This is a genomic window from Saccharothrix luteola (assembly GCF_020859565.1).
GTDB classification, from domain to species: Bacteria; Actinomycetota; Actinomycetes; order Mycobacteriales; family Pseudonocardiaceae; genus Actinosynnema; species Actinosynnema luteola.
Genome location: NZ_JAJHUO010000019.1, coordinates 175455 through 193431 on the forward strand (window position 1 = coordinate 175455; position 17977 = coordinate 193431).

Below are 17977 nucleotides of genomic sequence, written 5' to 3' on the forward strand. Positions count from 1 at the left end.
TTCCCGCCATGAAGCCGATTATTTGGTCACCCGTTCGAGACCATCCGAACGGGACTATCTGCTCACTCGGTGTGTATCAAGCGTGATGCTGAGGACCTAATTCACTCTTTCGGTGATCACTGTTCTCCTTTCTGGTGACGGTCGGGCTCAGCTCCTTCGGTAATTCATCCAGACGTGCGACGAGATACCGCCGGGGTGGTCGAATCCCGTCGCGGTCCGGAGGCGAATAATTCTGGACCGTCATCCGCCATCCAGTGAAATGGGGCCCATTGAGCGTCGATGAAGGAGACGTGCGCGCCACGTCGGAACAGGGCGGACCGGCCCTCTCCGACGGCGCGCGCACCCACGCCCGCGCCCACGTCGTGCTGCCCGCCTACAACGAGGCGGCCTCGCTGCCGCCGCTGCTGACCCGGCTCGCCGACGCGACCCCCGCCGGGAAGCTCACCGCCTGGGTCGTCGACGACGGCTCGTCCGACGGCACCGCCGAGGTCGTCGCCGAGGGGTGGCCCGGCCTGGACGTCCGGCTGGTCAGCCACCCGGTGAACCTCGGCCTCGGCCAGGCCGTCCGATCGGGGTTGCGCGCCGTGCTGTCCGAGGCGGGCGAGGAGGACGTCGTCGTCGTGATGGACGCCGACGACACCCACGACCCGGCCCTCATCGACCGGATGGAGCGGGAGATCGCGGCCGGCGCGGACCTGGTGATCTGCTCCCGGTTCGTCGACGGCGGCGACGACGCGACCGCGCCACCGCTGCGCCGGCTGCTGTCGCGCGGCGCGGCCGTGCTGTTCCGCCGCGTGCTGCACCTCGACGGCGTCCGCGACTGCACCAGCGGCTTCCGCGCCTACCGGGTCAGCCTGCTGGCCCGCGCCGAGCGGCACTGGGGCGAGCGGCTGATCGAGGAACGCGGCTTCGCCTGCATGGTCGAGCTGCTGCTCAAGCTGCGGCACTGCCGGCCGGTCGTCACCGAGGTGCCGCTGGCCCTGCGCTACGACCGCAAGCACGGCCCGAGCAAGATCAGGATCGCCCGCACCGTCGGGCAGTACGTGAAGCTGCTGGTCCGCGACCGGCTCACGCCCGCGCCGTACCGGGCGCTGTGATGCGGCGGGCGGACCGCGGGCACGTGGTGGTGGTCGGCGGCGGCATCTGCGGCCTGGCCACCGCGCACCGGCTGGTGCGCGCCGGCACGCGGGTGACGTTGCTGGAGGGCAGCGACCAGCTCGGCGGGCTCGGCACGTTCTTCGCGTGGCGCGACCGCTGGGTGGAGCGCTTCTACCACTGCGTGATGCCGACCGACGACCACCTGCTCGACCTGCTCGGCGAGCTCGGGCTGCGCGACTCGATCACCTGGCGGCCGACCCGGATGGGCATGGTCGTGGACGGTCGCGCGTTCCCGTTCAACACGGCGCTGGACCTGCTCAAGTTCACCCCGTTGGGCGTTCCCGACCGGGTGAGGTTCGGCGCGGTCTCGGTGCTGCTGCGGCGGTTGGGCAAGGGCAAGGACCTCGACCGCACGCGCACCGAGGACTGGTTGCGCGGCCTGTACGGCGACCGGGTGTGGGAGCTGCTGCTCGCGCCGCTGTTCGGCGCGAAGTTCGGCGCGCGCTTCGGCGACGTGCCCGCGCTGTACCTGTGGCAGCGCCTGGGGCGCGAAGGCGCCGTGTCGGTGCGCGGGTACCCCGACGGCGGCTACCGGGCCGTGATCGACGCGCTGAGGGCGTCGATCGAGGCCGGTGGCGGGGTGGTGCGGCTGGACGCGCCGGTGCGGCGGATGGGCGTGACCGGCGAGCGGATGCGGATCGCGCTGGACGGCGGCGAGTCGGTGTCGGCGGACCACGTGGTGTCGACGCTGCCCCTGCCGCTGCTGCGGCGGCTCGCCGACGAGGACCTGGCCGCGCGGCTGCCCGACGTGCGGTTGCCGTACCAGGGCGTGGTGAACGCGCTGTTCTTCCTGCGCCGGCCGTTGTCCGGGCACTACTGGACGCCGGTGGTGCGGTCCGGCACGGAGTTCGACGGCCTGATCCAGATGACGCCGCTGGCGGGCGTGGAGCGGTACGACGGGCGGCACCTCGTCTACGCGATGCGGTACACCGACCGGGAGTCAGCGCTGTTCCAGGAGGACGACGCGGCGATCGCGGCGCGGTGGACCTCGCAGCTGCTGGCCCTGCACCCCGCGTTGTGCCGCGAGGACGTGGAGGACGTGCGGGTGTTCAAGGCGCCGTTCGTGGAACCGGTGTACCCGCTCGGGTACCTGGCTCGCCGGCCGCCCGTGGTGGTCGCCGGCACCCCGCTGCTGCTGGCGACCACCGCGCACGTCTACCCGGACGTCACGAGCTGGAACTCGAGTGCGGGACTGGCGCGACGGGTCGCCGCGAGGCTGGCGGAGGCACCACAACCTGTTCCGGGCTGAGCCGCCGGGCGTGCACCGGTTCGCCGCGGACGAGTTGCCGGAGCGCGTCGGCGATCCGGGCGGACGGCGAGCCGGTGCCGTAGGGCGACGGGATGTGCTCCAGGCGTGCTCGGTGGCCCGCCACGTCGTCCAGCCACCGCAGCACTTCCGCGCACACCCGCGGTCCCGGCGGCACCAGGGTGCCGAACGTGCCCTCGATCTCGGGGCGTTCCGTGCTGCGGCGCACCACGACCACCGGCCGCTTGAGGACGCTGACCTCCTCCTGGATGCCGCCGGAGTCGGACACGACCACGGCGGCGCACCGGGCCAGCGCCAGGAACGCCGGGTACGCCTGGGGCTCGACGACCTTGAGCCGCCCGAGCAGGGCCGTGAGCCCGAACGCCTCGACCCGCTTGGCCGTGCGCGGGTGCAGGGGCAGCACCACCGGCAGCGGCAGGCGGTTCAGCTCGCGCAGGATCGTCTCCAGGTTGACCGGGTCGTCCACGTTCTCCGGCCGGTGGACGGTGGCCAGCACGTAGCCGTCGCGCTCGAGCTCGTGCGCGGCCAGGACGACGGCCTCCTCGTCACGGCCCGGCAGCGCGGTCTGGAGGGCTTCGACCACGGTGTTGCCGGTGATCGCGATGCGCTCCTCGGGCACGCTCTCGGCCAGCAGGTTGGCGTGGTTGAGCGAGGTCGGCGCGCAGCACAGGTCGGCGAGGTGGTCGATGGCGACCCGGTTGTGCTCCTCGGGCATCGCCCGGTCGTAGCTGCGCAGCCCCGCTTCCACGTGCACCAGCGGCACGTCGTTGGCGTTGGCGGCCAACGCGCCGGCGAGCGCGGACGTCGTGTCGCCCTGCACGATCACCGCCCTGGTCGGGTGCTGCGCCAGCAGCTCGTCCACCGCCGCGATGGCCGCGCCGAGCTGACCGCCGCGGCTGCCACCCCCGACGGCCAGCTCGTGGAACCGGCCCGGGCGGCCGATGTCCTGCCGGATCCGGTGGTACATCGCGGTGTCGTAGTGCTGTCCGGTGTAGACGACGGTGGCGTTGGCGCCCATCACGCGGATCAGCGGCGCGAGCTTGATCAGCTCCGGCCTGGTGCCGCACACCATCGTGACGGTGCCGGGGACTCCCTGGTCGATCGGACCCACCTCCAGTCGCGGATGACGCGCGCCCGGGGCGCGATCGCGGTGAAGGTTAGAGTCACGGGGGCGGATTTCCCTTGTGGCTCAGTCGATCGAGTGAATCTGAACGTGGTGGCGCTCGAGTTGTCGGTGCGGCTCAGTAGATTGGTGAGTGGATCATTCTGGAGTGGACGGATTTGTGATGTTCCGAAGACACGCGGCTTTGATCACCACGGCGTTGCTCGTCGCCGTGGTGGTGGGACCTTCGCACGCGCAGGCGTCCGGGACCGTGCTGCTGCCCGACCTGCGGCAGGCGCCGGTGGGGTGTAGCGGCGGGTACTCCGGCGACCCGTCGCGGTGCGTCGACTGGGACGTGTGCCCGGTCGCCGACCCGGCCGCGCCGAACGGCGAGTGCGTGCAAGTGGGCCCGATCGGGGCGGTCCGGTTGAGGTTCACCACATCGGCGGACAACGTCGGCGACGGGCCGCTGGTGATCCACGGCAGCAGGCGCGACGTCGGGCAGCGGGAGATGACCGCGCGGCAGGCGTTCCAGTCCGCTGTGGACGGTTCGATCCCGATGGACTACGCGCGGGCGCAGCACCCCATCCCGGCCACCATGTACTACGAGCCGGCGGTGACGCACGAGCACTGGCACCTGCTCGGCTTCGAGCACTTCCAACTCCGCACGCTGTCGGGTGACACGGTGGTGACCGACCGGAAGACCGGCTTCTGCCTCGGCGACCGGTACGCGGTCAGCGGCCACCTGCCGAACCGGCCGACCGCGGACGACAGCCCGCAGGGGCGGTTGGCGGCGTTGTTGCGGACGAACCGGTGCGGCCACCACGCGCCGGAGGCGTTGAGCGTGGTGCAGGGCATCTCGGTCGGCTCGGGCGACGACTACCCGCACACGGTCGACTTCCAGTGGCTGGACATCACCAAGGTGCCGTCGGGTGTGTACGACGTGGTGAACATCGTGAACGGTGACCGCACCCTGGTCGAGAAGTCGTACGCGAACAACGCCTCGGCGATGACCATCTCGATCCGCTGGCCGGGCAACGCCACCGAGCCGCCGGCCACGATCACCATGCCGCCGCAGGTGCGGCTGGTGCGGAACTGCCCCGGCGCGGAACAGTGCGCCACCTTGCGCGACTGACGCGCCGAGTGGTCGGCTGAGAGAGCTGCCGAGCGGCCTGTCGACGGATGCGCCGGGGACCGCTGAGGGATGCGCCGACGGACCTGACGAGGGACCTGCGCGCCCGACCCGCTGGGGCAACCCCGGGTTGGGCTGCCGACCTGGGGACGGCGTGCGTGGCCGACCCGACGAGCGGCTTGCGTGGCCGACCCGGCGAGCGGCTTGGGCGGTCGACTCGCCGGGCAACCCCGACGGCTGGGCAGGGTTGCGCTGCCGACCGGGCGGGCCGACCGCCGACGTGATGTGCGGCTGACCGGTCGAGTGCCTGCCGGCACCGGGCCGGGGTCCGGGCCGCCGGGCGTCGCCTGGATGTCCTCTGAGGAGGACGGATACCCGGTCGCGCCGGCGTTTGGCGGCCCCGCCCTCCGGGAATTCGCCAGACGTCCGGATCTGCGACCGAAGGGTGAGGCCATGTCGTTGGCCACCGAGAACCGAGTGCTCGAAGGTCGCTACCGGTTGGCCGGCAAGCTCGGCACGGGCGGTGCGGCGGAGGTCCACCGGGGATGGGACCTGCTGCTCCGCCGGTTCGTGGCGGTCAAGGTGTTCGACGGCGACGAGGTGGACGGGCGTCGGTTCGACAACGAGGTCCGCACGTTGGCCGGGCTGTCGCACCCCGGGCTGCTGTCCGTCTACGACGTCGGCACGTGCGACGGGACGTCGTTCGTGGTGATGCAGCTGGTCGAAGGCACGACCTTGCGCGACCGGCTGCTGGACGGCACGTTCACGCCCGCGCAGGTGCGCGCCCTCGGCCACCAGCTCGCCGACACCCTCGCCCACGTGCACGAACAGCAGGTCGTGCACCGCGACGTGAAGCCGTCGAACGTCCTGCTCGACGGCTCCGACACCGCCTACCTCGCCGACTTCGGCCTGGCCCGCTCGCTCGGCTCGACCCGCATCACCAAGACCACCGAGGTCGTCGGCACCGCCGCCTACCTGGCGCCCGAGCAGGTGCGCGGCGAGGAGGTGGGCCCGCCCGCGGACGTCTACGCGCTCGGCCTGCTCCTCCTGGAGTGCCTGACCGGCTACCGCGAGTACCAGGGCAACCGGGTCGAGGCCGCCATCGCCCGCCTGCACCGCCCGCCCCACGTGCCGCACGACGTGCCCGCCGGCCTGGCCCGCCTGCTCGCGGCGATGACCTCGCTGTCCGCCCGCCGCCGCCCCACGGCCGCCCAGGTCGCCGACAAGCTGCGCCCCGCACCGGCGGCCCTGCCGCGCGACCGGCTCCTCTGCGGCGCCCGGACGTCCGCTCGTCCCGCCTAGAGCGTCGCCAGGAACCGCTCGAGCGCGTCGGTGAACTCCGCCGGCCGTTCGAGGTTGGGCAGGTGGCCCGCCCCGGCGATCACGGCGAGTGTCGAACCGGGGATGGTCGCGTGCATCCGCTCGGCCACGGTGACCGGCGTGTACTCGTCCTCCTCGCCGACGACCACGAGCGCCGGCACGGCGACGCGGGACAGCGAGTCCACGTAGTCGGGCCGTTCCGCGCGCCCGCGCCAGCCCGCCGCCGCGCCCTCCGGCGACGTGCCGCGCATCATCCCCAGCACGTGCTCGGCGACGGCCGGCAGCGCGACGACGTTGTGCGGCGAGATCATCTTGTCCAGCACCTCGTCGGCGTACGGACCCATGCCCTCGCGCAGCACCCGCGCCGCCAGCTCTCGCCGCAGGTCGCGGGCCGCCGTCGGGTCCGCCTCGGGGAACGTGTCCGCCAGCACGAGCGCACGGACGCGTGACGGGTGCGCTCGGTGCAATTCCATGGCGATCTGGCCGCCCATCGACAGCCCGCACACCACCACCCGGTCCAGGTCGAGGCGGTCGAGCAGGTCGATCAGGTCGTCGGCGAACGCGCCCCACGGCGTCGTGCCGGGCACGACCGTCGTCTCACCGTATCCGCGCAGGTCAGGCGCGATGACCCGGTAACGGGAGCGCAGCCGTTCGACCTGGGGCCGCCACATCGTCCGGTTGAACGGGTGGCCGTGCACGAGCAGCACCGGGACGCCGTCGCCCTCGTCGTCGTAGGCGATGTCGATGTCGTTGACCCGCATGATCCCCCCAGCATCCGTTGACGGGAGAAGCCTAGGAAGGCCACCATGCCCGGTGCAATGAAAACAATGCTCTCGGTGCAATGTGGGGTGCACGCGTGGCGGACTACCGCCTGATCGCCGACCGGCTCGCCGCCGAGGTCGCGGCCGGCCGGCTCAAGCCGGGTGACCGGCTGCCGCCGCAACGCGCGTTCGCCCGCAGGCACCGCATCGCGGGCTCCACTGCGGCCCGCGTCTACGGCGAGCTGATCCGACGCGGGCTCGCGGTCGGCGAGGTCGGGCGTGGCACGTTCGTGCGGGCCGCACGCCCTCCGGTCGAGCCCGCGCTGGCCGAGCCGGGCGGTGCGCGGGTCGACCTGGAGCTGAACTTCTGCGTGCTGCCCGACCAGCCCGCCCTGCTGGCGCCCGGCCTCGACCGGCTCGTCCGGCACGGGCTCGGCGACGCGCTCACGCCGGTCGGCGTCCGCGGCACGCCCGAAGCACGCGCCGCCGCCGCAGGCACCCTGGCACGCGGCGGGTGGACGCCGGACGAGCGCCGGGTCCTGTTCACCGGCAACGGCAGGCAGGCGATCGCGGCGGCCGTGTCGGCGTTGGTGCCGGTCGGCGGGCGGCTCGGGGTGGAGGCCGTCACCTACCCGGTGGTGAAGGCGATCGCGACCAGGCTGGGCATCACGCTCGTGCCGCTGCCGGTGGACGACGCGGGCGTGCTGCCGCAGGCCCTCCGCGCGGCCGACGTGCGCGCCGTCTACCTCCAGCCGACCCTGCACAACCCGCTCGGCGCCACCATGCCCGAACGACGCCGCGCCGAACTCGTCGACACCGTGCGCGAGCTGGACGTCCAGGTGATCGAGGACGCCATCTACGCCTTCCTGGGCCCCGACCTGCCGCCGCTCGCGCCCGAGCGCACGACCGTGGTGGACAGCCTGTCCAAGCGCCTCGCGCCCGGACTGACGGTCGGGTTCGCCGTCCCGCCCGGACACCTGGTCGACCGGGTCGCCGCCGCCGCGCGCTCCGGCGGCTGGGCCGTCGGCCACTTCGCGCTCGCCGCCGCGACCGAGTGGCTCGCCGACGGCACCGTGGCGTCCATAGTGGACCGAAAACGGGCCCTCGCGCACGAACGGCAGCAGCTCGTGCGCGCCCGCTTGGCCGGCTTCGACATCAGCGCCGACCCCGGCTCCTACCACTGCTGGTGGCGGCTGCCGGACCGGTGGCGGGCCGAGACGTTCGTCGCCGCCGCGGCACGGCGGGGCATCGCCATCACGCCCGCCGCCGCGTTCGCGGTCGGGCCCGGCCACGCGCCGAACGCCGTCCGCCTCGCCCTCGGCTCCGCGCCGGCGCCGGCCCTGGCCGCCGCGCTGGACGTGCTCGCCGCGCTCGCCGAGGGCAGCCCGGAGGACGAGCAGGTCGACTAGAGTCGCGCCATGACCAGGGTGCCTTGGCTGCTCGACGCCGATCCGGCGCTGCGCTGGCAGGTCGAGCGCGACCTCGTCCACGAGCCGCCCGAGGTCTGGGAGGCGACGCGGGCCCGGATCGCGACCGAGGGCTTCGGCGCACGCCTGCTCGCGCTCCAGGACCCGGACGGCCAGTGGGCGGGTGGCGCGTTCTTCTCCGCCGGCTTCGACTTCCACGGCCCGGAGGCCGCCGAAGGCGCCGGTCAGCCGTGGACGGCGACGACGTGGACGCTGTGCTCGTTGCGGGAGTGGGGCATGGACCCCGAGGTCCTGCGCGAACGCCGCACGGCCGAGCTGCTGGAGCGCAACTGCCGCTGGGAGTACGACGACCTGCCGTACTGGGGCGGCGAGGTCGACTGCTGCATCAACGCGTGGACGGTCCAGAACGGCCTGTGGCTCGGCGCCGACGTCACCGGCATCGTGGACTGGTTCGTGGAGCACCGCCTGCCCGACGGTGGCTGGAACTGCGAGTGGGTCGAGGGCTCGACGCGGTCGTCGTTCCACTCGACCCTCAACTCCCTCAAGGGACTGCTCGCCTACGACGCCGCGACCGGCGGCACGGACGCGACCCGAGCCGCCCGCCGGGCCGGCGAGGAGTACCTGCTGGCCCGCGGGCTGTTCCGCAGGCTGTCCACGGGCGAGCCGGTGGCGCCGTGGGTGAACCGCTTCTCGTACCCGTTCCGCTGGTTCTACAGCGTGCTCAACGCGGCCGAGTACTTCCGCCAGGTCTGGCTGCTCGACGGCACGCCGCCGGACCCGCGCATGGCCGACGCGATCGAGCTCGTCCGCGCCGAGCGACAGCCCGACGGCACGTGGCTCCAAGCCCGCAGGCACCCCGGACGCGTGTGGTTCGAGGTCGACGTGCCGGCGGGGGAGCCGTCGAAGTGGCTGACCCTGTACGGAACCCGCGTGCTCGACTGGTGGGACGCCAACGCCGGGTCAGCGCCCTAGGAAATCACCAACCACGCCAGGAGGCGGCCCCGCGACCAGCAGCGGCCGACGGCTTCGGCGTGCCGGGCCGACCCGTCGAACACCGCCACGCCGAGGATGCTGTGGCCGGAGGCGGGGCGATCGCCGAGCGTCGGTATCGACGGCGCGACCCCGACCCCTTCCGCCGACACCCACGCCACCGGCCGGTCCGCGGCCACCTCGTCGAGGCGGTGCAGGAAGCGCACGCGGTTCTCCGGCGGGAACTTCGACAACGCCCACGTCGTGGTGACGACCGGCAGGGCGTCCGCCGGGACGCGGGCGACGGCGTCGGGCAGCACGTCGACGGCGTCACCTCGCAGCAGCAGCGGGGGGTCCGTCGCCGCCAACGCGATCTCCGCGTCGAGCCTCGCGATCCGCGCTCGATCGTCGGGTGGCGGGCAGGCGCGCAACCAGCGGGCGTCGTCCGCGTCCGTCACGTCGAGCGGATCGACGTCGACGCCCACCTTGGCGACGACCTCGGGCAGCGCCCGCGCCGGGACGGGCAGGCCACCCACGATCGACGCCGACACCTGCACGGGAGAGGACGGGTCGCCCAGCGAGTTGCCGTCGCTGTACGCGATGCCGACGCGGTCGACCGTGAGGTTGAGGCCGGCCGGACCACCCACGTCGATCAGCCCGACCGCGCTCGCGCCCACCCGTCGTGCCGCCTCGGCGATGGCCGGGTACAGCACCGCGGCCCGTCCGGTCTCGTCGGCGCGGTGCCGGCGGCGCACGGCGATGTCGACCACCGAGTCGGTCAGGCGCAGCAGCGCGTCGATCGCCGCGTCGGCGGCGGCGTCGCCGTCCCCGGCGGCGTAGGCGGCGGCGAGTGCCGGGGCGCGTCCGGCGAGGGCGAGGTCGTGCAGCGCGGCGAGGATGACCGCGGGGTGCCGCTTGCGCGCCGGCGCCGACTCGATGGCGCGCAGCGCCTCGTCGGATTCGCTCAGGGCGACCACGACGCGTTCGTGCAGCGGCGAAGTCCCGTCGGCGTCGACCTCGCCGAACCGCCGGTACACCTCGGCGAGCGTGCGCGCCCGTGCTCGACCTGGCATCCCGGCGATCCTACGGGTCGGCCGGTGCTAGCGTGCCCGGCCATGCGTCGATCAAGGGCCCGGTGATGGGCGACCTCGCGTTCGACCAGGACCTGGTGCGGGCACTGCTGCGCGATCAGCACCCGGATCTCGCGGACCTCGAAGTCCGGGACGTCGACGGGGGCTGGGGCAACCAGGTGTGGCGGCTCGGGGACGAGTTGGCCGTGCGCTTGCCGCGGGTCGATCGCGGGCCCGCCATGCTGCACGCCGAGCAGACGTGGCTGCCGGTGTTGGCCGACGGCCTGCCGCTGCCGACGCCCGTCCCGGTGCGCCTCGGCCGGCCGTCCAGCCTGTTCGGGCACCCTTGGACGATCGTGCGCTGGGTCGAGGGCGAACCGGCCGACCACACGCCGATCACCCGTGCCGACGCGGCCGAGGTCCTCGCGGAGTTCCTTAGCGCGCTGCACGACCCCGCGCCCGCCGACGCGCCGGTCAACCCGACGCGCGGCGTCCCCCTGGCTCGGTTGCGCGGCGGGTTCGACGGCTGGTTGGAGCTCATCGCCGGCCACCCGGGTGCCGACGGCGCGCGGGAGGTCTGGGACGAGGCCGTGGCGGCGCCCGTCTGGTCGGACGCGCCGCGGTGGCTGCACGGTGACCTGCACCCGGCGAACGTCGTCGTCCGCGACGGGACGCTCGCCGGGGTGATCGACTTCGGCGAGCTGTGCTCGGGCGATCCCGCCACCGACCTCGCCGCCGCCTGGGTCCTGCTGCCCGCCGGCGCGGCGGGTCGGTTCTTCGACGCCTACGGGCAGGCCGACGACGCGACCGTCACCCGGGCCCGCGGCTGGGCCGTCCTGCGCGCCCTGGTCCTGATCGGGATCGGGCGCAATGGGAGGCTCGGCCTGCCCGGCGGCAAACCGACCTGGGAACCCGCGGGCCACGCCGCGCTGGAACGCGCCCTGGCCTGACGGCCACGTGCGGGGGGACATCAGCCGAACGCCACCAGGTACGTGGCCACCACCGCGAGCAGGTACACCGGGTAGCCGACGCGGGAGGCCCGGGCGAGCCGGCGTTCCGCGTCGTCGCGCCGCACCGACGCCAGCCGCTTGCGGAGCATGGCGACGAGCACGCACCCGGCGGCCAGCAGGATGAACGCGTAGTAGCCCCACTCCAGCGCGACCGTGTAGCTGACCGACGGCAGTTGCGACGTCACGTTGTTCAGCAGCACGGCCGTGCTCAGGATCGCCGTGACGCCCATCGACACGGGTGCGGCGCCGTCGGTGGCCTTGAAGAACAGCGACAGGTACGTGACGGAGATCAGCAGCAGCAGCGGCAGCAGGTTCTTCAGCAGGAACGGCAGCGTGTCGCGGACGATCTCCACCTCGCCCGTGTACTGGCTGTAGTAGATGCCCCCGGCGGCGCCGACCGCGGAGCCGTCGCCGAGAGCGTCGCTGCTGCCGACCGTCCGCTGGAAGAAGCGGGCCGACGTGGCCAGCCAGTTCGGGATGTCGTTGATCGTCGCCTCCGCGTCCGCGCCGCTGCGCAGGTGGTGCTCGGGCGGCACGTCGAGGATCTCCTTGTCGGTCACGTACACGACCTCGTCGGCGGTCCGGGTCCGGTTCTGCAGGACGACTTCGAGGCGCTGGTGGTCGAACGGGAAGCTGCGGAACTCGAAGCCGTTCTTGAACCGGTCGGCCACCCGGTACAGCCGGTAGGTGCCGTCCGCGCCGGTGACGTCGCGCAGCGGCTCGCCCAGCTCCAGGCCCGGCTCGACCGCGTTGATGAAGTGCACGTCCGCCGCCGTGTGCGGGCCGGTGTACTTGAGCCACAGGAAGAAGTCCATGAAGTACGTGCCGTCGCGGGTGTCGAGGTCGCGCAGCTCGTTGATGTTGATGCCGGTGGCCACGACCTGGCGGCGGGTGAGGTACCGGTCCTCGCCGATCGCGATCACCGTGCCGTCGGCGAGGCCTGCGCCCAACGCCTCGGGCGTCGGCGGCTCGTACACCGTCAGCTGCACGGGCGCGGACACCAGTCGCTCGCCGTCGCTGGTCACGAACGACACCGGCATCTGCGCCGAGCCGTTGGCGGTGAAGTACAGCGGGCCGAGCAGCGCCGGGAACGCGTTCTTCTTGTCCTTCAACGCGGCGAGGCTGTCGCGCAGCCGCTCGCGGTCGTCGGCGAGGGTCGTCTCGTCGAGGCCGATGCGGTGGGCGGTGACGACGTGCAGACCGACGTTGAGCGCCTCCCGGGCGGTGGCGGCGTGCCAGCGCGGGCGTTCGCCGTACCGCCGCTGGTAGTCCTCGGCCCAGGCCAGCGCGGGGCCGGACAGCGAGTCGTGCGCCATCGGGGTCGCCAGGTGCAGGTCGTGCGTGACGCCGCCGAGGGCGTCGTGGAACGACATGGTGCCCAAGGTGGCCGTGCCCAGGATCGGCGCGTCCACGCCCGCGTCCCGCAGCCCCTTCACCAGCGGGACGCCGTTGCGGTCCTCGGTGGCGAGCAGGACCGGCGTGCCGGGGGCGAGGGCCTTGATCCGGTCGACGGCCGCCCGCGGGTCGTCGGTGACGGGCACGGTGGCCACGACCTCGCCGAACCGCCGGTAGGACTCGGTGAACGCGGCCTGCGCGGAGCGGCCGGAGGCGTGGTCGTCGTGGACGATCGCGACCTTGTCCGCGCCGAGTACCTCGGCGGCGTACGCGGCGAGGAAGTCGCCCTGGGTGCGGTCGCCGAACGTGCTGCGGAAGAACCAGTCGCTGCCGTCGGTGACGCTCGACCCGCTGGCCGACGGCGTGACCGCGGGGATGCCGGCCGCCTGGTAGATCGGGGCGGCGGCGAGGGAGGTGACCGTGACGCCGTGCCCGATCACGTACAGCGCCTTGTTCTCGCGGACGATCTCCTCGGCGATCTGCCTCGCGCGTTCGGGCTGGTCGGCGTCGTCGTAGACGAGCAGCTCGACCGGGTGGCCGTGGACGCCGCCGTCGGCGTTGACGTCGTCCAGTCCCATCCGCACGCCGCGTTCGACGTGGGCGGCGGCGGCCGGGTCTCGCCCGGTCAGGCCCGCGACCAGGGCGACGTGCACGGGGCTGTCGGTGGCTTCGCTGACGGCGGTCCACACGCCCGCGCCGGTCAGCGTCACCAGGACCACGACGGCCGCCGCGACCGGCGCTTTCAGCTTCGTGCGGCGTTTCGGCGCGGTGTCCACGGGTTCCGGTCGCGGTGGTTCGACCACGTCTTGCGCCTCGGGTGGCGCTTTCGGTTCGACGCCGCGCAGTGCGCGCCGGGCGCGGTCGGTGGCGGGGTCCGCCTTGATCGCGTACGCCCGGTCGAGGCAGAACAGGCGTTCGGCGTCGTCGGGGACCAGCTCGGCGAGCCAGCGCCAGGCCGGCTCGTACTCGGTGTCCTCGGCCAGCGCCACGCCGAGCAGCTCCCGTGCTCCGGCGGGGTCCGTGGCGCGCAGGGAGATCGCCCGGTGCGTGAGCGTGACGGCGGTGTCGGGTTTGGCGGGCTTTTCAGGCACGGGCGGAGGCTAGGCAGGCCACCTGGTGCCCGATCGAGGATCCCTTGATCGTGGCAGAGTCACCTGATCAGGTCATTCGATGGGGCGGCCGTCCTCGTCCTCGATGTGCATGGCGGCGTCCTCGGGGCCGCGCAGGTAGTTCGACCCGGCCTCATCGGCGATCGACGTCGGCTCCTCGTCGACGAAGTCGCCCTCGTCGTCGGGCGCGGAGTACTGCGGGCCTGGTGCTTCGGGGTCGCGGCGCGGGCTGTGGCCCTCGCCCGCGCCCCACCGCGGCTCGATCGCCTCCTGTTGCTCGGACATCGGTCCTCCTCGGGCGTGCGCTCGTTCGTCGGCCATGGTCGCTCCTCCCGTGCCGGGCAGGGGGCACACCGACGGGTTACCCGCGTGCCCCGATCGGACACTGCTCGTTTGCCCGCGCGTGAGCCGGTGAACCCGGAGGTCATGACGAGGAGCGGCACGATGGCGGTGTCGGTCGACGCCTGGGGTGTCGACTTGGCCGCCGACCTCGGCGTGCCGTCCGAGCCGGCCGGTGTGGTGGTGTTCGCGCACGGTTCGGGCAGCTCGCGGCACAGCGGGCGCAACCAGGCCGTGGCGGAGTCGCTGCGGCGGGACGGGTACGCGACCCTGCTGCTCGACCTGTTGACCGAGCGCGAGGAGCGGGAGGACCGGGTCACCGGGCGGCTGCGGTTCGACATCGGGCTGCTGGCGGAGCGGGTGGCGGCGTCGGTGGAGTGGACGTCGAGGGCGCCGGCGACGCGGGATCTGCCGATCGGGCTGTTCGGTGCGAGCACGGGCGCGGCGGCGGCGTTGGTGGCGGCGGCCGGGACGTACCTGGTGAGGGCGGTCGTGTCGCGCGGCGGGCGGCCGGACTTGGCGGGGCGGGCGTTGTCGCGGGTGCGTGCGCCGACGTTGCTGGTGGTCGGCGGTCGTGACGAGGAGGTGCTGGGGCTGAACCGCGCGGCGGCGGAGCAGTTGGCGGTGCTGTGGCGGCTCGAGGTGGTGGAGGGCGCGACGCACCTGTTCGAGGAGCCGGGGGCGTTGGACCAGGTCGCCCAGCTGGCGGGTTCGTGGTTCCGGGACTTCCTCTGATCTTCGCCTTGCGAGGTGGACGCGGCGCGACGGCGGGTGGTCGCGCCGCGTCCGGGCGGTGGGCGCTGCCCTACGGCGCGCTCAACGACGCCACTTCTGGTTCGCGGTGCCCGCGCAGTCCCACAGCTGCAGGACCGCGTCGTTGTCCGGGTTCCAGTCGGCGATGTCCACGCACTTGTTCGCCTGCGGGTTGACGAGGTCGCCCGCTGCGGTCAGGACGAACTGCTGGGCCGGGTTCCCGCTGCACCTCGCGACCTGGACGGCGGCGCCGTTCGAGGTCGAGCCCCAGGCCACGTCCATGCACATGTCGTTCTGCGTGCGGAACGTGCCGCCGGTCGACTCCCACCGCTGGTTCGTGCCGCCCGTGCAGTCCCACACGATCAGGCGCTGGCCGTCGGCGAAGTTCCAGTTCGGCACGTCGACGCACTTGCCGTGCCAGGTGCTGACGATGCTGCCCGCCGGCCCCGGCGGAGGAGTGCTGCCGCCACCGGTGAACGGAGTCAGGACGATCCCCGCCGAACGCGGGTCGCCGTCGTGCACCAGCGACTCCTGCGCCTGCACGTCGTCGAACGCGAAGCCGTAGGCCTTGCCGTCCACCATGTTCTGGTGCACGAGCCGCGAGTAGTGGTTGGTGAGCGATCCCTGGTAGAAGTCGGCGGGCCCGCCGCCGGGCTGGGTGTCGATCCGGCCGAGCGTGGAGCGGTGCAGCGCGGCGCACAGGGTGCGCGCGATCGGACCGACGACCTGGTCGTTGGGCGCGTGCAGCGCGCCGTCGCAACCCCACACGTTCGACGTGGACGGTTTGGCGAACGACGCCACCTGACGTCCCGACGAGTCGGTGAAGTTCAGGGTGTTGCCCGACGTGCGGCCGAAGTAGCGGATGTCCGGCCGGTCGCCGAACGGCACCACGGTCAACGTCTTGGTGGTGTAGGCGTTCCACGCCTGCGTGATGTACGGGTCGAGGTAGGCGCGGTCGAACAGGCCCGCGTCGGCCGCCTTGCCCGGCGCGAGCACGCGCACCACCGTGCCGTCGGCGCGGGTGCGGACCGAGTTCGCCCAACCGGCCTGGTTGCGCACGCCGTTGATGACGTTGTCGCGGCCATTGGCGACCAGCTCACCGGTCTTCTTCGTCACGCCGCTCGCGCCGGTCACGGTGACCGCGTGCGGCACGGCGAACATGTCGACCTGCGAGCTGTTCAACCACAGGCCCGCGTCGTTGTAGGTGAACTCGCTCCAGTCGAACAGGATGTCCCGGTTCGGGTCGCTCGGCGACCACGGCGCGGGCTGCACCAGGCCGTCCGGCGTGAGGAAGAACTTGAGCTTCTCCCCGAACGACATGTAGACGCGGCCGGAGATGAACCGCGGCACGCGCAGGGTGATGTTGCCGCCGTTGGGCGGGCCCGCGATCGACACGTCCGGCGCGGGCGAGGGCGGGTTGGCCCCGGCCGGCCACGGCGTGAAAGCGCCCGACTGGTTGACGTACCCGAGCCGGCCGCCGGGACGGATGTCGGTGCCGAGCACGTACAGGTGGACGGCCTCGGCACGACCGCTGTTGTTGGTGATCGTGATCGGCAGCAGGTCCGGTCCGACGGCCGCGGCCGGTGTGGCGGCGGCCAGTGACGCCGCCGTGACGAGCGCGGCGAACGCGCTCGACCACTTCGTCAGGGTGCGCATGGTTGCGACTCCTCGGTGCAGGGCAAGGTTGTCCCGACCTCCCGGCCGGTTTCAGGGCGGCCAGGCGGTCGGACGCCGACGCGGACGGATCCGTGAGAGCGCTTCCACAGCGTTGTGCGGTGGTTGGACCAATGTCAAGAGGGGAACGTGACCGGGACCACTGGAGTCCGATGTGGATCGGCGGCCAGAGTGGTGGCATGACCTACGACCTCGACTCCGTCCGCGCCCGCTTCCCCTCCCTCGCCACCGGCACCGCCCACTTCGACGGTCCGGGCGGCTCGCAGGTGCCCGCCGCCGTCGCGGACGCCATGCGTGACGCGATGACCTCGTCCCTGGCGAACCGGGGCGTGGTGACCGACGCCGAACGCGCGGCCGACACGATCGTGCTGGACGCCCGGCGCGCGGTGGCCGACCTGCTCGGCGCGCCGCCGGAGGGCGTGGTGTTCGGGCGCAGCATGACGCAGCTGACCTACGACTTCGCCCGCACGCTGGCGCGGACCTGGGCGCCTGGTGACGAGGTGGTGGTGACCAGGCTCGACCACGACGCGAACGTGCGGCCGTGGGTGCAGGCGGCCGAGGCGGTCGGCGCGGTGGTGCGGTGGGTCGGGTTCGACCCGGCGACCGGTGAGCTGGACGACGTCGCCGAGGCGCTGTCGGAGCGGACCCGGCTGGTGGCCGTCACGGCGGCGTCGAACCTGGTCGGCACGCGTCCCGCGTTGGCGGGGATCGCCGCCGCGGCGCACGAGCGCGGCGCGCTGTTCTACGTGGACGGAGTGCACCTCGCCGCGCACCACCCGGTGGACGTGGCTGCGTTCGGGGCGGACTTCTTCGCGTGCTCGCCGTACAAGTTCTTCGGGCCGCACTGCGGTGTGGTGGCCGGGCGGCCGGAGGTGCTGGCGGACCTGCGGCCGGACAAGCTGCTGCCGTCGCCGGACGCCGTGCCGGAGCGGTTCGAGCTGGGCACGTTGCCGTACGAGGTGCTGGCCGGCTGCACGGCCGCAGTGGACTTCATCGCCGACGTGGTCCCGTCGGGCGGGACCCGTCGTGAGCGGATCGCGGCGTCGTTGACGGCGGTGGGCGCGCACGAGGACCGGTTGCGGGAGAGGGTCGAGGCGGGGCTGGCGGCGCTGCCCGGCGTGACGGTGTGGTCGCGGGCGCGGCTGCGCACGCCCACCGTGCTGGTGACGTTCGCCGGGCACGCGGCGGCGGACGTCTACCGGCACCTGGCCGGGTTGGGCGTGAACGCGCCGGCGGGCTCGTTCTACGCGATCGAGGCGTCCCGGTGGCTGGGGCTCGGCGACACCGGCGGGCTCAGGGTCGGGCTCGCGCCGTACTCGACCGAGGCCGAGGTGGACCGGCTGCTCGACGGGGTGGCCGCGTTCCTGCGTTCGGCCTAGCGACGACCCCTGACGTGATGGGACGTCCGGCGCAATGTCGGCGTGACGGGTGAACACCGCTCACCGGGTGGCCGTACCCCCGGACGAGAACGGGTCACCCCGCCGCGCAGGT

Annotated in this window: 15 protein-coding genes; 9 read left to right on the forward strand and 6 right to left on the reverse strand. The window is 73.1% G+C overall.

What is annotated here, in order from left to right; genetic code table 11:
- Nucleotides 1–290: 290 nt before the first annotated feature.
- Nucleotides 291–1097: a glycosyltransferase gene (locus tag LNK82_RS26235; protein WP_230569659.1), complete on the forward strand. Its 807-nt coding sequence runs from the start codon at nucleotides 291–293 to the stop codon at nucleotides 1095–1097.
- Nucleotides 1097–2407 carry an FAD-dependent oxidoreductase gene (locus LNK82_RS26240; RefSeq protein WP_230569660.1) on the forward strand — a complete coding sequence of 437 codons (1311 nt, stop codon included), beginning with the start codon at nucleotides 1097–1099 and terminating at the stop codon, nucleotides 2405–2407. Before LNK82_RS26235 ends, LNK82_RS26240 begins: the two co-directional genes overlap by 1 nt.
- On the opposite strand, the gene wecB is transcribed toward LNK82_RS26240, so the two are convergent.
- The gene (gene wecB, locus LNK82_RS26245; protein ID WP_268997095.1) at nucleotides 2325–3497 is read right to left on the reverse strand and encodes a non-hydrolyzing UDP-N-acetylglucosamine 2-epimerase; all 1173 of its coding nucleotides are present in this window, start codon (nucleotides 3495–3497) and stop codon (nucleotides 2325–2327) included. The two genes, LNK82_RS26240 and wecB, sit on opposite strands and share 83 nt — an antisense overlap.
- A 214-nt stretch (nucleotides 3498–3711) precedes the next feature.
- Here wecB and LNK82_RS26250 point away from each other — a divergent pair, with 214 nt between their 5' ends.
- Entirely contained in the window at nucleotides 3712–4662 is a 951-nt protein-coding gene (locus LNK82_RS26250; RefSeq protein WP_230569662.1) for a lysyl oxidase family protein, read from the forward strand.
- Between the two features lie 450 nt (nucleotides 4663–5112).
- Nucleotides 5113–5961 carry a serine/threonine-protein kinase gene (locus LNK82_RS26255; RefSeq protein WP_230569663.1) on the forward strand — a complete coding sequence of 283 codons (849 nt, stop codon included), beginning with the start codon at nucleotides 5113–5115 and terminating at the stop codon, nucleotides 5959–5961.
- Here the strand turns inward: LNK82_RS26255 and LNK82_RS26260 are convergent.
- Entirely contained in the window at nucleotides 5958–6740 is a 783-nt protein-coding gene (locus LNK82_RS26260) for an alpha/beta fold hydrolase (RefSeq protein ID WP_230569664.1), read from the reverse strand. The genes LNK82_RS26255 and LNK82_RS26260 overlap by 4 nt on opposite strands.
- 95 nt (nucleotides 6741–6835) lie before the next feature.
- Here LNK82_RS26260 and LNK82_RS26265 point away from each other — a divergent pair, with 95 nt between their 5' ends.
- Nucleotides 6836–8149: an aminotransferase-like domain-containing protein gene (locus tag LNK82_RS26265; protein WP_230569665.1), complete on the forward strand. Its 1314-nt coding sequence runs from the start codon at nucleotides 6836–6838 to the stop codon at nucleotides 8147–8149.
- Between the two features lie 9 nt (nucleotides 8150–8158).
- Complete coding sequence (locus tag LNK82_RS26270) at nucleotides 8159–9139, forward strand: squalene cyclase (RefSeq protein ID WP_230569666.1); 981 nt, start codon at nucleotides 8159–8161, stop codon at nucleotides 9137–9139.
- Here the strand turns inward: LNK82_RS26270 and LNK82_RS26275 are convergent.
- Nucleotides 9136–10209 carry a DUF2332 domain-containing protein gene (locus tag LNK82_RS26275; RefSeq protein ID WP_230569667.1) on the reverse strand — a complete coding sequence of 358 codons (1074 nt, stop codon included), beginning with the start codon at nucleotides 10207–10209 and terminating at the stop codon, nucleotides 9136–9138. The two genes, LNK82_RS26270 and LNK82_RS26275, sit on opposite strands and share 4 nt — an antisense overlap.
- A gap of 32 nt (nucleotides 10210–10241) precedes the next feature.
- Here LNK82_RS26275 and LNK82_RS26280 point away from each other — a divergent pair, with 32 nt between their 5' ends.
- Nucleotides 10242–11156, forward strand: a complete 915-nt coding sequence (locus LNK82_RS26280; RefSeq protein WP_230569668.1) for an aminoglycoside phosphotransferase family protein — start codon at nucleotides 10242–10244, stop codon at nucleotides 11154–11156.
- 20 nt (nucleotides 11157–11176) lie between these two features.
- Here the strand turns inward: LNK82_RS26280 and LNK82_RS26285 are convergent, their stop codons facing one another.
- On the reverse strand, nucleotides 11177–13702 hold the full coding sequence (locus tag LNK82_RS26285) for an ABC transporter substrate-binding protein (RefSeq protein WP_230569669.1): 2526 nt from the start codon (nucleotides 13700–13702) through the stop codon (nucleotides 11177–11179).
- 72 nt (nucleotides 13703–13774) lie between these two features.
- Entirely contained in the window at nucleotides 13775–14005 is a 231-nt protein-coding gene (locus LNK82_RS26290; protein ID WP_230569670.1) for a hypothetical protein, read from the reverse strand.
- 159 nt (nucleotides 14006–14164) lie between these two features.
- Between LNK82_RS26290 and LNK82_RS26295 the strand changes: the two genes are divergently transcribed.
- Nucleotides 14165–14794: a dienelactone hydrolase family protein gene (locus tag LNK82_RS26295; RefSeq protein ID WP_230569671.1), complete on the forward strand. Its 630-nt coding sequence runs from the start codon at nucleotides 14165–14167 to the stop codon at nucleotides 14792–14794.
- Nucleotides 14795–14875: 81 nt separating this feature from the next.
- On the opposite strand, the gene LNK82_RS26300 is transcribed toward LNK82_RS26295, so the two are convergent.
- Nucleotides 14876–16468: a beta-1,3-glucanase family protein gene (locus LNK82_RS26300; protein WP_230569672.1), complete on the reverse strand. Its 1593-nt coding sequence runs from the start codon at nucleotides 16466–16468 to the stop codon at nucleotides 14876–14878.
- 197 nt (nucleotides 16469–16665) lie between these two features.
- Between LNK82_RS26300 and LNK82_RS26305 the strand changes: the two genes are divergently transcribed.
- The gene (locus tag LNK82_RS26305) at nucleotides 16666–17865 is read left to right on the forward strand and encodes a cysteine desulfurase-like protein (RefSeq protein WP_230569673.1); all 1200 of its coding nucleotides are present in this window, start codon (nucleotides 16666–16668) and stop codon (nucleotides 17863–17865) included.
- Nucleotides 17866–17977 lie beyond the last annotated feature (112 nt).

Bases quoted from the DNA above. Each gene is read 5' to 3' on its own strand.
- LNK82_RS26300 (WP_230569672.1), bottom strand. From the start codon at position 16,468: ATGCGCACCCTGACGAAGTGGTCGAGCGCGTTCGCCGCGCTCGTCACG.
- LNK82_RS26240 (WP_230569660.1), top strand. From the start codon at position 1,097: ATGCGGCGGGCGGACCGCGGGCACGTGGTGGTGGTCGGCGGCGGCATC.
- LNK82_RS26305 (WP_230569673.1), top strand. From the start codon at position 16,666: ATGACCTACGACCTCGACTCCGTCCGCGCCCGCTTCCCCTCCCTCGCC.
- LNK82_RS26290 (WP_230569670.1), bottom strand. From the start codon at position 14,005: ATGTCCGAGCAACAGGAGGCGATCGAGCCGCGGTGGGGCGCGGGCGAG.
- LNK82_RS26295 (WP_230569671.1), top strand. From the start codon at position 14,165: ATGGCGGTGTCGGTCGACGCCTGGGGTGTCGACTTGGCCGCCGACCTC.
- LNK82_RS26255 (WP_230569663.1), top strand. From the start codon at position 5,113: ATGTCGTTGGCCACCGAGAACCGAGTGCTCGAAGGTCGCTACCGGTTG.
- LNK82_RS26270 (WP_230569666.1), top strand. From the start codon at position 8,159: ATGACCAGGGTGCCTTGGCTGCTCGACGCCGATCCGGCGCTGCGCTGG.
- LNK82_RS26260 (WP_230569664.1), bottom strand. From the start codon at position 6,740: ATGCGGGTCAACGACATCGACATCGCCTACGACGACGAGGGCGACGGC.
- LNK82_RS26250 (WP_230569662.1), top strand. From the start codon at position 3,712: ATGTTCCGAAGACACGCGGCTTTGATCACCACGGCGTTGCTCGTCGCC.
- LNK82_RS26275 (WP_230569667.1), bottom strand. From the start codon at position 10,209: ATGCCAGGTCGAGCACGGGCGCGCACGCTCGCCGAGGTGTACCGGCGG.
- wecB (WP_268997095.1), bottom strand. From the start codon at position 3,497: ATGGTGTGCGGCACCAGGCCGGAGCTGATCAAGCTCGCGCCGCTGATC.